This is a genomic window from Cellulosimicrobium sp. SJTW-1, assembly GCF_047716875.1.
In the GTDB taxonomy this organism is placed as follows: domain Bacteria; phylum Actinomycetota; class Actinomycetes; order Actinomycetales; family Cellulomonadaceae; genus Cellulosimicrobium; species Cellulosimicrobium funkei.
In genome coordinates this window covers 3,266,742-3,279,344 of record NZ_CP136680.1, presented here as the reverse complement: position 1 = coordinate 3,279,344, position 12,603 = coordinate 3,266,742, and the positions used below count along the sequence as shown (strand labels likewise).

Here is a 12,603-nt window from a genome sequence, read left to right as displayed (position 1 = left end):
CGCCCGGGGCGTGTCGCCGGGGCCCAGCCGGGCGCGGGTGTGCGGCTCAGCGCCGCAGGAAGCCCATGCGGTCGTCGGGGTCGACGCGCTCGAGGATGGCGCCCGCGATGGCGTCCAGCTGCTCGACCTGCTCGTCGGTGAGCGCGTCGATCACGTGGTCGCGCACCGTCCCGACGTGCCCGGGCGCGGTCGCGACGACCTTCTCCCAGCCGGCGTCGGTGAGGTGCGCGTTCGTCGCGCGGCGGTCCTCGGGGCACGGCACGCGCTCGACCAGGCCGCGCTTCTCGAGGCGCGCGACGACGTGGGAGAGCCGGGGGAGCGTGGCGTTGGTGGCGCCCGCGAGGTCGGTCATGCGCAGCGTGCGCCGCGGCGCCTCGGAGAGCATCGCGAGCACGTAGTACTCGAAGTGGCTGAGGTCGGCGTCGCGCCGGAGCTGGGAGTCGAGGACGCCCGGCAGCAGCTCCACGACCGCCACGAGCCGCTTCCACGCGTCGAGCTGCTGGTCGTCGAGCCAGCGGGGTTCCGTCGTCATCGTGCCTCCTCCGGTGCGGCGATCCGCATAGTTGACGGTACAACTTTAGCGGCGTACCGTGTTAGTTGTAGCAACAACTAATAGCCGACCGTCGGGCCGGCGGAGGAAGGGAAGCCACCATGAGCAGCATCACCATCGTCGGCGCCGGGAACATGGGCTCGGCGATCGCCGGTCTCGCGCTCGCCGCGGGCAGCCAGGTGCAGGTCCTGACCCGTGAGGCCACCGAGGTCGACCCGCGCGTCACGGCGGGCACCGTCGGCGACGAGATCACGGGCGACGTCGTCGTGCTCGCGCTCCCGTACGGGGCGCTCGACGACGTCCTCGGCGCCTACGAGGGCCGCCTCGACGGCAAGGTGCTCGTCGACATCACCAACCCGCTCGACTTCGCGACGTTCGACTCCCTCGTCGTGCCCGACGGCTCGTCGGCCGCGGCGCAGATCCAGGAGCGCGTCCCGGGCGCGCGCGTCCTCAAGGCGTTCAACACGAACTTCGCGGCGACGCTCGCCACCGGCCAGGTCGGGCCGCTCCCGACGACGGTCCTCGTCGCGGGCGACGACGCCGACGCGAAGGCCGCCCTCGCGGGCGCCGTGTCCGGGGTCCGCGTCGTCGACGCCGGCTCGCTGAAGCGCGCGCACGAGCTCGAGGCCCTCGGCTTCCTGCAGCTCACGCTCGCGGCGGGGGAGAAGACCTCCTGGACGACGGGCTTCGCGCTCGCCGAGTGACCCTGCCCGCTCACGCACGACGGCGGCCGGCCACCCCGGGGGGTGACCGGCCGCCGTCGTGCGCGGTGCGTCAGCCGCGCGCCTTCTCGACGGCCGCGCGGGCCGCCTCGTGCTCCGCCTTCTGGGCGTCCCGCAGGGCCTTCTCCAGCTCGCGCACCTTCTTCTGGGCCTCGCGCACGCGCCGCTCCGCGTCGCGCCGCCGCAGCGTCGCCTTCTTGACCCGCGCGTCCTTGACGTGCACCGCGACCTCCACGGGCGCGACGGCGTCGCGCGGGTCCGTCGCCGGTGCGGGCTCCGCGACCGTGGCGGGCTGCCGCCCGGGCGCGCGGCCCGCGCCGGGCGCCCCGGCGGCCCGCGCGTCGACGTAGACGGCGATCCCGTCGAGCACCCGCTCCAGACCCCACGCGGTGTCGTCGATGTCGCCCTCGCCCGCGTACGTGCCGGCCTCGACGAGCGGGCGCAGGTAGGGGAACCGCACCTCGTCCACGAGCCCGCGCAGCGCGTCGGCCCACGCGCCGCCCTGGACCGCCTCGTCGCCCCCGGCCGCCGCGACGGCGCGCGCGAGGTCGGTCTGCAGCCGCGCAGCGTTCCGGGCGTACCCGCTGACGAGGAGGATGACGGACATCTTCTCCTCGTCGTCGAGCGGCGTGGACCGCAGCGCGCGCAGCCCGGCGTCCGCGCCGCGCAGGTTGTTCGGCGTGAGCGGCGCGCCGGTCACGGGGATGTCGAGGAACCACGGGTGCGACGCGAACACCGCCATCGTGAACTGCGCCCACTCGCGCAGCTCGGCGCGCCAGTCGGCGGGCTCGTGCGCGGGCGGGTACTCGACGTCGAGGGCGGCCTCCTGCATGAGGAGCAGCAGGTCGTCCTTGCTCGTGACGTACCGGTAGAGCGACATCGTCGTGAAGCCGAGGCTCTGCGCCACCTTCGCCATGGACACGGCCCCGAGCCCGTCGGCGTCGGCGAGCTCGATGGCCGCGTCGACGATCCGCTCGATGCTCAGCTCGCGCTTCGGCGCGCGCTCGGGGCGTTCGGCCACGCCCCACGCGAGCGCGAGCCGGGGCGGGAGGTCGGGTGCGTCCGTCATGGCTTCATCCTCCCCGACGGCGCCCGGACGTGGGTCGCAGCCGTGCCGAGCAGGCCCTCCCGGTGGCGCGAGCAGGTGGTCCTGGTGCGTCCGGTCGGCAGGACGCACCAGGACCACCTGCTCGGCCGCGCGGGGGGGGGGGGGGGGGGTGGGGGAGAGGGGCCGGAGGGGGTCAGCGGGCCGTCCGTCGGCGGTAGAGCAGGGAGCCGGCGGTGCAGCTCGCGACGAGGAAGCCGGCGAGCCACGCGACGGCGGTCAGGGCCGTCGACGCGTCGGGTGCGCCCGCGAGAAGCCCGCGGAACGTCTCGATGACCGGCGTGAACGGCTGGTTCTCGGCGAACCCGTGCAGCCACGACGGCATGGTGTCGATCGGGACGAACCCCGAGCTGAGGTAGGGCACGAACAGGAAGAGGAAGTTCACCGACTGCGACGCCTCGACGCTCAGCACGAGGCCGAGCGCCACGCTCAGCCACGTGAACGTCAGCACGGCGAGGACGGCGAAGGCGACGAGCCCCGCCCAGTCGGCGGGCCCGGCGTCGGGCCGGAAGCCGAGCGCGAGGGCGACCCCCACGACGACGACGGCGGACGCGAGGTTGCGCACGACGCTCGCCACGACGTGCCCCCACAGCGCGGACGGCCCGAAGATCGGCAGGGTCTTGAACCGGTCGATCGTGCCGGACGTCATGTCCTGCGCGACACCGACCGCGGCCGTCGCCGAGCCGAACCCCAGGCACATCACGAGCACGCCGGGCACGACGTAGTCGATGTAGTCGTCCCCGCCGATCGCCCCGCCGAAGATGACGACGAAGACGAGCATGATCATCACGGGCAGCGCGAAGGCCGTGACGAGCCCGTCGACGCTGCGCAGCTGGCGGCGGGTCTCGCGGCCGACCATCGTGCGGACGTCGCGCGCCGCGGTGGCCGGGGTCTGCCGCACGCGCGGCCGCGTGGTGCGGGACGGCCGGGGCAGGGTGGTCGTGGGTGCGGCGCTCATCGGGCGCCCTCCTTCCGGGTCAGGGCGAGGAACACGTCGTCGAGCGTGGGCCGCACGACGCTGACCCCCACGACCGCGAGCGCGTGGGCGTCGGCGGCCGCGAGCACGTCGCGGATGGTGCGGACGGGGTCGGCGCTCGGTGCGGTGAGGGAGAGGTCCTTCGCGTCGGCCGTCGGGCGGACCAGCCCGATCGAGGGCGCGAGCCCGACGGCGGCGGCCAGGCTCTCCGGGTCGTCGAACGCCACGCGCACGTGGTCGCCCGCGACGAGCGCCTTGAGCTCGGCGGCCGTCCCCCGCGCCGCGACGCGGCCGTCGTGCAGGACGGCGATCGTGTCGGCCAGGCGGTCGGCCTCCTCCAGGTACTGGGTCGTCAGCAGGACGGTCGTCCCGTCGGCGGCGAGGCCCCGCACGACCTCCCAGAGCTGCGCGCGCGACGCCGGGTCGAGGCCCGTCGTCGGCTCGTCGAGCACGAGCACCGCCGGGTCGGCCACGAGGCTGATCGCGAGGTCGAGGCGGCGGCGCATGCCGCCCGAGTAGGTCCCGACCCGCCGGTCCGCGGCGTCGGTGAGGTCGAAGCGCTCGAGCAGCGCGGCGGCGCGCGGGCGCACCGCCCGGCGGGGGAGGTGCGCGAGCTCGCCCATCATCACGAGGTTCTCGCGGCCCGTCTGGAACTCGTCCACCGACGCGTACTGGCCCGTGAGCGCGATGGTCTCGCGCACCCGGGCGGCGTCGTGCACGACGTCGGCGCCCGCGACGCGGGCCGTGCCGCCGTCGGGCCGGACGAGGGTCGTGAGGATGTTGACGGTCGTCGTCTTGCCTGCGCCGTTGGGCCCCAGCAGCGCGAAGATCTCGCCGCGGCGCACGGTCAGGTCGACGCCGCGCAGCACGGCGTGGTCGCCGTAGGACTTCTCCAGCCCCTGCGCGGCGATCATCGGTCCGCTCATCGCCTTCTCCTTCTCCGTCGGCCGTTCGTGTGCGGCGCACACTGCCTGTGTGCGCCATAAACTGTGTGTACACCATAAACACCCGCGCGAGAGGGGGTCAAGGGTCGAGGAGGTGCTCCACGAGGGAGGGGCTGCCGCTCAGCCCGTGCGGCGACGGGGCGCGCCGGTGAGGACCAGCCCGATCCCGGTCATCACCACGAGCGCGCCCAGCACGACGGCGACCGGCGCCGTCCACGTCCCCGTCGCCGTCTGCAGGGCCCCGGCCGCGGTGGGCGCGACGGCGGCCAGGCAGTACCCGACGGACTGCACCGTCGCCGACGCCTGCCGGCCGCGCCGGACCGTCGGGTACCGCTGGGCGACGAGCGTGAAGATCACGACGAAGTTCGCCGCCTGGGCGACGCCCGCCGCGGACGCCCACACCGCCCAGAGCCCCGGCGCGACGAGCAGGCCCACCGGCAGCGTCAGCCACAGCACCGCGATCCCGACGAACGTCTGCCGCAGGCTGAGGCGGCGCGCGGCGAGCGGCACCGCGAGACCGCCGACGATCGCGAAGCCCTGGAACAGCGACGCCGCACCGCCCGACGCGGAGCGCGGGATGCCTGCGAGGTCCTCCAGGACGAGCGGCAGCCACGCCGTGAGCGCGTAGAAGCTCGACGACTGGAGCGCGAACATCGCGCACAGCCACCACGTGAACGGCGTCGCGAGCACGTGGCGCTCGCGGGCCGTCGTCGGGTCGGTGCCCGTGACGCCCTCCGCCGCGGACGCCGCCAGCGCGTCCGCCTCGGCCGCTTCCCCGGCCGCCCTGGCCTCCGTCTCCGATGCCGCCGGGCCGGGCACGGTCTCCGCCGGCACGTCCCGGGGCTCGCGCGCCTCGCGCGGCACCGCGCGCAGCCACCACACGAGCGCGACGACCGCGAGCACCGACCACGACGCGAGCGCCCAGCGCCACCCGACGGCGTCCGCCAGCGGCGCGGTGAGCGCCGTCGTCGCGACGGTGCCGACGTTGATCGCCGCCGTGTACAGGCCCGTCACCGTCGCGACGTGGCCGGGGAAGTCGCGCTGGGCGATCATCGGCACCGCGAGGTTCGCCGTCGTGATGCCCAGCCCGAGGAGCACCGTGCCCGCGAACGTCCCGGCCGCGCCGAGCGCCGCGAGGTCCGCCGAGCGCAGGACCGTCCCCGCGACGATCAGCGTGAGCGCGACGGCGATCGCCGTCCGGAGCGACGACCGCCCGAGCAGGCCCGCGACGGCGGGCGTCGCGAGCGCGAAGCACAGCACCGGGATGCCGGTGAGCAGGCCCGCCGCGGCGGCGGTGAGGTCGAGGTCGGCCGCGACGTCCGCGACGACGGGCGGGAGCGCCGTGAGCGGCGCCCGCAGGTTGACGGCCACGAGCAGCACGGCGACGAGCAGGACCCCGTCGATCCCGCCGCGGAACGTGCTCGGGCGGGGCGGCCGTGACGACGGCATCGGGCGGGGACCTCCGGGTGCGGGCGCGTGCGGCGACGCCCGCCCGGTCGTCCGGGCCGTCGGTCAGTCGTCGAACTGTCCTCCGACTGTACGCAGGAGCGCCGCGAGCGCAGGTCGCTCGCCCGGCTCGAGCGCGTCGAGGATGCGGGCCTCGACGGCGAGGAGGTCGGTCATCGCCGTGTCCACGCGCTCCAGGCCCTCGGGCGTGAGCTCGACGAGCACGCCGCGCCGGTCGTCGGGCGAGCGGCGGCGCACGACGAGCCCGCGCTCCTCGAGCCGGTCGATGCGGTTCGTCATCGTCCCGCTCGTGACGAGCGTCTGGGTGACGAGCGCCCCGGGGGAGAGGCGGTACGGCTCGCCCGCGCGGCGCAGCGCGGACAGGACGTCGAACTCCCACGTCTCTAGGTGCCCGCGCGCGAACGCCGTGCGCCGCGCCCGGTCCAGGTGCCGGGCGAGCCGGTCGACCCGGGAGAACACGGTGAGCGGCTCGACGTCGAGGTCCGGCCGCTCGCGCTGCCACGCCGCGACGATGCGGTCGACCTCGTCCTCGTGCTGCTGGTCCATGACGCGAGGGTACTCGACGTGTCTCGACGTCAAGACTCTTGACGGCTCGCCGGTCGTCGCGGCGCGCCGCAAGACCCGCCACCGCGAGGTAGAGCCCCGCCACCGCGAGGTAGAGCCCTGGCCCCGCGAGGTAGAGCCATGGTCCCACGAGGTAGAGCCGTGGTCCGCGGGGTAGAGCCGTGGTCCCGCGGGGTAGAGCCGTGGTCCCGCGGGGTAGAGCCGTGGTCCCGCGGGGTAGAGCCGTGGTCCCGCGGGGTAGAGCCGTGGTCCCGCGGGGTAGAGCCGCTGTCCGCCGAGGTAGAGGCGTGGTCGTGCGGGCCGTGCCTGGGCGCGCACCTACCAGGGCGACATGAGCACAGGGTGGGGCGACCCACCGTCGTCGACCACCGGGCCTGGCCTCTACCTCGCCGAACCCGGGCTCTACCTCGCCGAACCCGGGCTCGATCTCGCCCGACCCGTCCTCTATCTCGGCGAACCACGCCTCTATCTCGGCGGACCACGCCTCTACCTCGGCGGGGCGGGGCCGTGCCCCGCCGTCAGGACGTGCGCAGGGCGTCCGTGAGCTTGACGCGGGCGCCGGTGCGCAGGACGGCGTTGGAGTAGATCTTCGCCGCGAGCCACACGAGGAGGGGGATCACGGCGACGGAGAGGCCGAGCGCGACGAGGGCCTCCCACGTCTCGGCGCTGCCGAGCGCGATGCGGACCGGCATGAGCAGCGGCGAGCACAGCGGCACGTACGACAGCCAGACGACGAGCGGGTTGTCCGGCGCCCACGGCGCGACGGAGACGCCCACGATGTACGGCACGATCATGAGGAACGTGACGGGCGTGGTGACCGCGCCGACGTCCTCCTGGCGCGACACCAGCGCGCCGAGGCCGGCCATGAGCAGCGCGTAGCTGACGAAGCCGACGACGAACCACACGAGCGCCCAGGCCGCGGCGGTCCCGAGGTCGATCGTCGAGGTGTCGACGAGGCCGAGGCCGAGCGCGGTCCCGACGCCCGCGAGCACGACGAGCGCGACCTGCCCGAGCCCGACGAGGCCGATGCCGAGCACCTTGCCCGCCATGAGCTGCCACGGTCGCACGGTCGAGAGCAGGAGCTCGACGACGCGGCTCGTCTTCTCCTCGACGACGCCCTGCGCGATGAGCTGGCCGCTGATCATGATGGCCATGAAGAGCAGGATGCCGGTGACCAGGCCGGTGACGTAGCGCGCGGGGTCGAACTCGCTGGGCTCGCCGATGGTGCGCACGTCCGGCGCGGCGGTCGCGACGTCGCCCGCGACCTGGGCGGGGTCGCCCCCGAGGCTCGCGACGGCGTCGGACAGCGCGGTCTGCTGGGCGAGCGTCGTGAAGACCGCGGTGAGGCCCGACGACAGCTCGGTGTCGACGACGACCGTGGGGGAGCCGACGCTCCCCGTGACGAGGGCGTCGAGGTCGCCGTCGCGCACCTGGGCCTCGCCCGCGGCGTCGTCCGCGACGTCGACGGTCTCGACGTCGGTCCCGAGCGTGCTCCCCGTGGTCTCGATCGCCTCGGCGAGCGCGGCGGTCTGCGGCGTGACCCCCACGCGCTCGGCGCTCGGGCCCGACCCGTTCGCGAGGTTGAGCACGACCCCGCCGAGCACGACGGCGCCGACGAGGATCACGGTCAGCCACACGAACGACTTGGAGCGCAGCCGCGTCATGATCTCGCGGCCCGCGACGAGGCGGATCGCGCCCCAGGACGTCAACGAGGTCCCCGTGCTCATGCCCCCACCTCCACGGTCTCGGCGGCCGTCGCGGCCGGCTTCTCCTCGGCGCTCACGACGTCGCGGTACAGCTCGGTGAGCGACGGCCGGACGAGCGCGAACTCGTGCACGGGCCCGGCGGCGAGCGCCGCGCGCAGCACGGCCTGCTCGCGCCCCCCGGTCCCGTCGCCGGTCGACCCACCGGGCACGAGCTCGACGACGGTGCGCGACCCCTCCAGGCTGACGGCCCGCGCGTCGGGCACGGCGCCGATCCACGTGGCGCCGGGCGGGCCGTCCACGACCCAGCGCTCCTGCTCGGTGCGACGGAGCTCGTCGATCGTGCCGACCTCCACCATCGCGCCGTCCTTGATGATGCCGACGCGGTCGCACAGCCGTTCCACGAGGTCGAGCTGGTGCGACGAGAACACGACGGGCACGCCTGCCTGGGCGCGGTCGCGCAGGACTCCGCTCATGACGTCGACGGCGACGGGGTCGAGCCCGCTGAACGGCTCGTCGAGCACGAGCAGCTCGGGGTCGTGGGTGAGCGCGGCGGCGAGCTGGACGCGCTGCTGGTTGCCGAGCGAGAGCTTCTGCACCTCGTCGCCGCGGCGCGCCTCGACGCCGAGCGTCGTGGTCCAGCGCTCCATCGCGTCCTTCGCCGCCGCGGCGGACAGCCCGTGCAGCCGGGCGAGGTAGACGAGCTGCTCGCCGACGTTCATGCGGGGGTAGAGGCCGCGCTCCTCCGGCATGTAGCCGATGCGGCGGCGGGCGGCCAGGTCGAGGGGCCGGCCTTCCCACCGGACCTCGCCGCCGTCGGCGGCGAGGACGCCGAGGACGATGCGCATCGTCGTCGTCTTCCCGGCGCCGTTGGAGCCGACGAAGCCGAAGATCTCCCCGGCGCGGACGTCGAACGACGTGCCGCGCAGGGCGCGCACGTCGCCGTAGGACTTGGTCAGCGAGTCGATCTCGAGTGTCGCCATGCGCTCCACACAACCACGCGCGAACGCGCGCGGCACGGGACAGATGTCACGTCCTGGCCGTGCGGAAGCAGGGGGTGCGCCCCTGCCGACGTCGGGCCCGCCGGTCAGCCGAGGTGCTCGTCGCGCACCGTGGGCAGCGTCCGCGCGGCCCGCACGGCGAGGCGCAGCATCGTCCCGGTCGCCTCGTCGACGGCTGCGGCGTCGTCGCGCCGGACGGCGTCGAGCGAGACCCAGAGCAGCTCGCGGGCGAGCGCGGCGTCCTGCTCGTCGAGCCGACCGGACACCGACTCGACGGCGCTCATCGCGACGAGCACGCGCATCACGGCCGACGTCGGGGGCGCGACGCGCACGCGCCGGATCTCCACGGCCCGGCGCAGCGCGCGACGCTCGACCCGCGTGAGGCGCGGGCCCGTCACGTGCAGGAGCACGACGGTGAGGAGCGCGGCCACGAGGCCGAGGACGGCGGCGAGGAGCAGGGTCTCGGGCGTCGCGAGGTTCCGCCCGGCGACCAGGGCGGCGAGCGCGGTCGTCACGCCCGCGACGAGACCGACCCGCACCACGTCGACCGACGCGCGCCACTCCGCGTGCCGGCGCACCCGGTCGAGCTCGTAGGGCGTGAGGCCCGGGACCAGCACGTCGGTGCGCTGGACGACGCGCGCGGGCGCGCCCGGGACGTCGCCCTGCAGACACCGTGCGGTCGTCCAGGTCACGTACCCCCAGACCGTGGGACGGATCTCGTCCCGTGGGTCGCCGTACTCCTGGTCGGCCGACCGGTCGTGCCCGTGCATCCGCTGCCCCGCTTCGTCGTTCTGCTCTGCCGCCAGAGAGACGGGCTGACCCCGCTGTCATGACGCGGGTTCGGGGAGCGGATCTGCGTCAGGATCTCGTGGTGATGAGGTGCGGCCGCTTCTCCATGTCCGCGAGGCCGTTCCAGGCGAGGTTGACGAGGTGCGCCGCGACCTCCGTCTTCTTGGGGGAGCGCGCGTCGAGCCAGTACTGACCGGTGAGGGCGACCATGCCGACGAGCATCTGCGCGTAGATGGGCGCGACCTTCGGGTCGAGGCCGCGCGTGCGGAACTGGTGCGCCAGGAGGTGCTCGACCTGCGTCGCGACGTCGCCGATGAGGCTCGAGAAGGTGCCCGTGGCCTGCGCGACGGGGGAGTCGCGCACGAGGATCCGGAAGCCGTCCTCGGACGCCTCGATGTAGGACAGGAGCGCGAGCGCGGTCCGCTCCAGCAGCACCTTCGGGTGGCCGCCCTCGTCGAGCGCGCCCGACAGCGCCGCGGTGAGCGCCTGGACCTCGCGGTCCACGACGACCGCGTAGATGCCCTCCTTGCCGCCGAAGTGCTCGTACACGACGGGCTTGGACACCTCGGCGCGCGCGGCGATCTCCTCGACGCTCGTCCCCTCGAACCCCTTCTCGGCGAACAGCTTGCGGCTGACGGCGAGCAGCTGCTCGCGCCGCTGGCTCGCGGTCATGCGGGATCGGGGGGTGCGTCTGGAGTCGGCCACGGGTCCATCATGCCGTGCGGGCGCTCGCCGCAGCCGGAGGGTCCGCGCCCGCCGGCGCGGGCGTCGTCGGGCGGGCGCGCGCACGGGTGTGGTGCGGGCCACGCCCCGCGTCCGGTGCGGATGGGGCGAGACGGGCACGCGCGGCGTCGGGCACGGGGACCGACCTGGCAGACTGTTCCCGGACCCGGCCCGCCCGCCGCGGCCCGGGTCGAACCGGGGGCGCGGCGACGGGCAGGTGGCGAGCACGTGCCGAGCGCGTGAGAGCACGGCGTCGCCGGGTCCGGTCCGCCTTGGTGTAATCGGCAGCACAAGGGTTTTTGGTGCCCTTGGTCCAGGTTCGAGTCCTGGGGGCGGAGCTCGTGCCACCGATCCCGAGGGGAACACCCATGGAAGCTCAGCAGGGCACCGACACCACCGTCGCCCCCGCTGCCGTGATCGTCCTCGCCGCAGGCGAGGGCACGCGGATGAAGTCGTCCACCCCCAAGATGCTGCACACGCTCGCGGGCCGCAGCCTGCTCGGGCACGTGCTCGTCGCGGCGCGCTCGCTCGACCCGGCCCTGCTCGCCGTCGTCGTGCGGCACGAGCGCGACCGCGTCGCCGAGCACGCGGTGTCGGTCGACCCGGACGCGGTCGTCGTGGACCAGGACGAGATCCCGGGGACGGGCCGCGCCGTGCAGTGCGCGCTCGTCGCGCTCGACGCGAAGGCGCACGCGCAGGCGCTCGTCCACGGCGTGCCCGACGGCGAGGAGGGGCGCGGCGTCGGCGACGGCCTCGAGGGCCCCGTGGTCGTCACGGCGGGCGACACCCCGCTGCTCGACGGCGACACCCTCGCCCAGCTCCTCGCGGCGCACGTCGCCGACGGCAACGCCGTGACGATGCTGACGACGCAGCTCGACGACGCGACGGGCTACGGCCGCGTCGTGCGCGACGAGTCGACCGGCGACGTCCTGCGGATCGTCGAGCACAAGGACGCGTCGGTCGACGAGCTCGCGATCCGCGAGATCAACGCGTCGATCTACGTCTTCGACGCCGCCGTCCTGCGACGCGGGCTCGGCACGCTCGGTCGCGACAACGCGCAGGGCGAGGTCTACCTGACGGACGTCGTCGCCGCGGCGCGCGCCGAGGGCGGCGTCGTGCGGGCGCTCGTCTCGGACGACCCGACGGTCGTCGAGGGCGTCAACGACCGCGTGCAGCTCGCGACGCTGCGCGCCGAGCTCAACCGCCGGATCCTCGAGGACTGGATGCGCGCGGGCGTGACGGTCGTCGACCCGGCCACGACGTGGGTCGACGTCGACGTCGAGCTCGCGCGCGACGTGACGCTGCTCCCGGGGACGCAGCTCCACGGCGCGACGGTCGTCGCCGAGGGCGCGACGGTCGGCCCGGACACCACGCTCACCGACACCGAGGTCGGCGCCGGCGCGACGGTGACCCGCACGCACGGCTCGCTCGCGGTCCTGGGCGCGGGGACGTCCGTCGGACCGTTCGCGTACCTGCGGCCCGGCACCGTGCTCGGTGCGCAGGGCAAGATCGGCACGTTCGTCGAGACGAAGAACGCGGAGATCGGCGAGGGGTCGAAGATCCCGCACCTGTCCTACGTCGGCGACGCGACCATCGGCGACCACACGAACATCGGCGCCGCGTCGGTCACGGTCAACTACGACGGCGTGCACAAGCACCGCACCGTCATCGGCTCGCACGCCCGCACCGGCGCGGACAACATGTTCGTCGCGCCCGTGAGCGTCGGCGACGGCGCGTACACGGCCGCCGGGTCCGTCATCCGCCGCGACGTGCCCGCGGGCGCGCTCGGCGTGAGCGGTGGCCAGCAGCGCAACATCGAGGGCTGGGTCGAGCGCCGTCGCGCCGGCACGCCCGCCGCCGAGGCCGCGGCCGCCGCGCGCGCCGCGGACCCGGAGGCGCCCCCGCTCGGGGCGCAGGCGCAGGCCCAGCTCGCGGACCAGAGCGCCGCCGCGACGGCCGACCGCCCCACCCCGCCGCCGCCCGCGCCCGAGCTCGAGCACACGCTCGAGGCGCTGCGTGGCGGTCGTCCCGCCACCACGACAGACTGACCGCGACCGGC

General features: G+C 74.9%; 12 protein-coding genes and 1 tRNA gene. 3 read left to right on the top strand and 10 right to left on the bottom strand.

The genetic code is table 11. The features are described 5' to 3' along the window. Nucleotides 1-46: 46 nt before the first annotated feature. Nucleotides 47-532 carry a MarR family winged helix-turn-helix transcriptional regulator gene (locus tag RSE42_RS14750; protein ID WP_021483746.1) on the bottom strand — a complete coding sequence of 162 codons (486 nt, stop codon included), beginning with the start codon at nucleotides 530-532 and terminating at the stop codon, nucleotides 47-49. 119 nt (nucleotides 533-651) lie between these two features. Here RSE42_RS14750 and RSE42_RS14745 point away from each other — a divergent pair, with 119 nt between their 5' ends. After that, nucleotides 652-1,254, top strand: a complete 603-nt coding sequence (locus RSE42_RS14745) for an NADPH-dependent F420 reductase (protein WP_144723070.1) — start codon at nucleotides 652-654, stop codon at nucleotides 1,252-1,254. A 70-nt stretch (nucleotides 1,255-1,324) separates the two neighbouring features. Here the strand turns inward: RSE42_RS14745 and RSE42_RS14740 are convergent, their stop codons facing one another. From RSE42_RS14740 to RSE42_RS14700, 9 genes are all read right to left on the bottom strand, one after another. Beyond that, the gene (locus RSE42_RS14740; protein WP_415296839.1) at nucleotides 1,325-2,341 is read right to left on the bottom strand and encodes a TetR/AcrR family transcriptional regulator; all 1,017 of its coding nucleotides are present in this window, start codon (nucleotides 2,339-2,341) and stop codon (nucleotides 1,325-1,327) included. 172 nt (nucleotides 2,342-2,513) lie between these two features. Continuing rightward, nucleotides 2,514-3,335, bottom strand: coding sequence for an ABC transporter permease (locus tag RSE42_RS14735; protein WP_198163182.1), 822 nt, complete (start codon nucleotides 3,333-3,335; stop codon nucleotides 2,514-2,516). Beyond that, complete coding sequence (locus RSE42_RS14730) at nucleotides 3,332-4,279, bottom strand: ATP-binding cassette domain-containing protein (RefSeq protein WP_415296837.1); 948 nt, start codon at nucleotides 4,277-4,279, stop codon at nucleotides 3,332-3,334. Before RSE42_RS14730 ends, RSE42_RS14735 begins: the two co-directional genes overlap by 4 nt. Nucleotides 4,280-4,417: 138 nt before the next feature. Further along, nucleotides 4,418-5,746 (bottom strand): CynX/NimT family MFS transporter, encoded by a 1,329-nt coding sequence (locus RSE42_RS14725; protein ID WP_114553110.1) that lies wholly within the window; start codon nucleotides 5,744-5,746, stop codon nucleotides 4,418-4,420. 63 nt (nucleotides 5,747-5,809) lie between these two features. Further along, on the bottom strand, nucleotides 5,810-6,310 hold the full coding sequence (locus RSE42_RS14720; protein ID WP_021482856.1) for a MarR family winged helix-turn-helix transcriptional regulator: 501 nt from the start codon (nucleotides 6,308-6,310) through the stop codon (nucleotides 5,810-5,812). 536 nt (nucleotides 6,311-6,846) lie between these two features. After that, the gene (locus tag RSE42_RS14715; RefSeq protein WP_021482857.1) at nucleotides 6,847-8,055 is read right to left on the bottom strand and encodes an ABC transporter permease; all 1,209 of its coding nucleotides are present in this window, start codon (nucleotides 8,053-8,055) and stop codon (nucleotides 6,847-6,849) included. Beyond that, nucleotides 8,052-9,014, bottom strand: coding sequence for an ABC transporter ATP-binding protein (locus RSE42_RS14710; protein ID WP_415296835.1), 963 nt, complete (start codon nucleotides 9,012-9,014; stop codon nucleotides 8,052-8,054). The genes RSE42_RS14715 and RSE42_RS14710 overlap by 4 nt, the downstream gene beginning before the upstream one ends. Nucleotides 9,015-9,118: 104 nt before the next feature. Then, entirely contained in the window at nucleotides 9,119-9,802 is a 684-nt protein-coding gene (locus tag RSE42_RS14705) for a hypothetical protein (RefSeq protein WP_211933006.1), read from the bottom strand. An 88-nt stretch (nucleotides 9,803-9,890) separates the two neighbouring features. Further along, a complete protein-coding gene (locus RSE42_RS14700) occupies nucleotides 9,891-10,493 on the bottom strand; it encodes a TetR/AcrR family transcriptional regulator (protein WP_031317332.1) in 603 nt (200 codons plus the stop codon). A gap of 317 nt (nucleotides 10,494-10,810) precedes the next feature. Here RSE42_RS14700 and RSE42_RS14695 point away from each other — a divergent pair. Both RSE42_RS14695 and glmU read left to right on the top strand, forming a co-directional pair. Next, nucleotides 10,811-10,882, top strand: a tRNA-Gln gene (locus tag RSE42_RS14695). A 30-nt stretch (nucleotides 10,883-10,912) separates the two neighbouring features. After that, nucleotides 10,913-12,592 (top strand): bifunctional UDP-N-acetylglucosamine diphosphorylase/glucosamine-1-phosphate N-acetyltransferase GlmU, encoded by a 1,680-nt coding sequence (gene glmU / locus RSE42_RS14690; RefSeq protein WP_415296833.1) that lies wholly within the window; start codon nucleotides 10,913-10,915, stop codon nucleotides 12,590-12,592. The last annotated feature ends 11 nt before the right edge of the window (nucleotides 12,593-12,603 follow it).

Bases quoted from the DNA above. Each gene is read 5' to 3' on its own strand.
- RSE42_RS14740 (WP_415296839.1), bottom strand. From the start codon at position 2,341: ATGACGGACGCACCCGACCTCCCGCCCCGGCTCGCGCTCGCGTGGGGC.
- RSE42_RS14735 (WP_198163182.1), bottom strand. From the start codon at position 3,335: ATGAGCGCCGCACCCACGACCACCCTGCCCCGGCCGTCCCGCACCACG.
- RSE42_RS14750 (WP_021483746.1), bottom strand. From the start codon at position 532: ATGACGACGGAACCCCGCTGGCTCGACGACCAGCAGCTCGACGCGTGG.
- RSE42_RS14720 (WP_021482856.1), bottom strand. From the start codon at position 6,310: ATGGACCAGCAGCACGAGGACGAGGTCGACCGCATCGTCGCGGCGTGG.
- RSE42_RS14705 (WP_211933006.1), bottom strand. From the start codon at position 9,802: ATGCACGGGCACGACCGGTCGGCCGACCAGGAGTACGGCGACCCACGG.
- RSE42_RS14725 (WP_114553110.1), bottom strand. From the start codon at position 5,746: ATGCCGTCGTCACGGCCGCCCCGCCCGAGCACGTTCCGCGGCGGGATC.
- RSE42_RS14710 (WP_415296835.1), bottom strand. From the start codon at position 9,014: ATGGCGACACTCGAGATCGACTCGCTGACCAAGTCCTACGGCGACGTG.
- RSE42_RS14745 (WP_144723070.1), top strand. From the start codon at position 652: ATGAGCAGCATCACCATCGTCGGCGCCGGGAACATGGGCTCGGCGATC.
- RSE42_RS14730 (WP_415296837.1), bottom strand. From the start codon at position 4,279: ATGAGCGGACCGATGATCGCCGCGCAGGGGCTGGAGAAGTCCTACGGC.
- RSE42_RS14700 (WP_031317332.1), bottom strand. From the start codon at position 10,493: ATGACCGCGAGCCAGCGGCGCGAGCAGCTGCTCGCCGTCAGCCGCAAG.
- glmU (WP_415296833.1), top strand. From the start codon at position 10,913: ATGGAAGCTCAGCAGGGCACCGACACCACCGTCGCCCCCGCTGCCGTG.
- RSE42_RS14715 (WP_021482857.1), bottom strand. From the start codon at position 8,055: ATGAGCACGGGGACCTCGTTGACGTCCTGGGGCGCGATCCGCCTCGTC.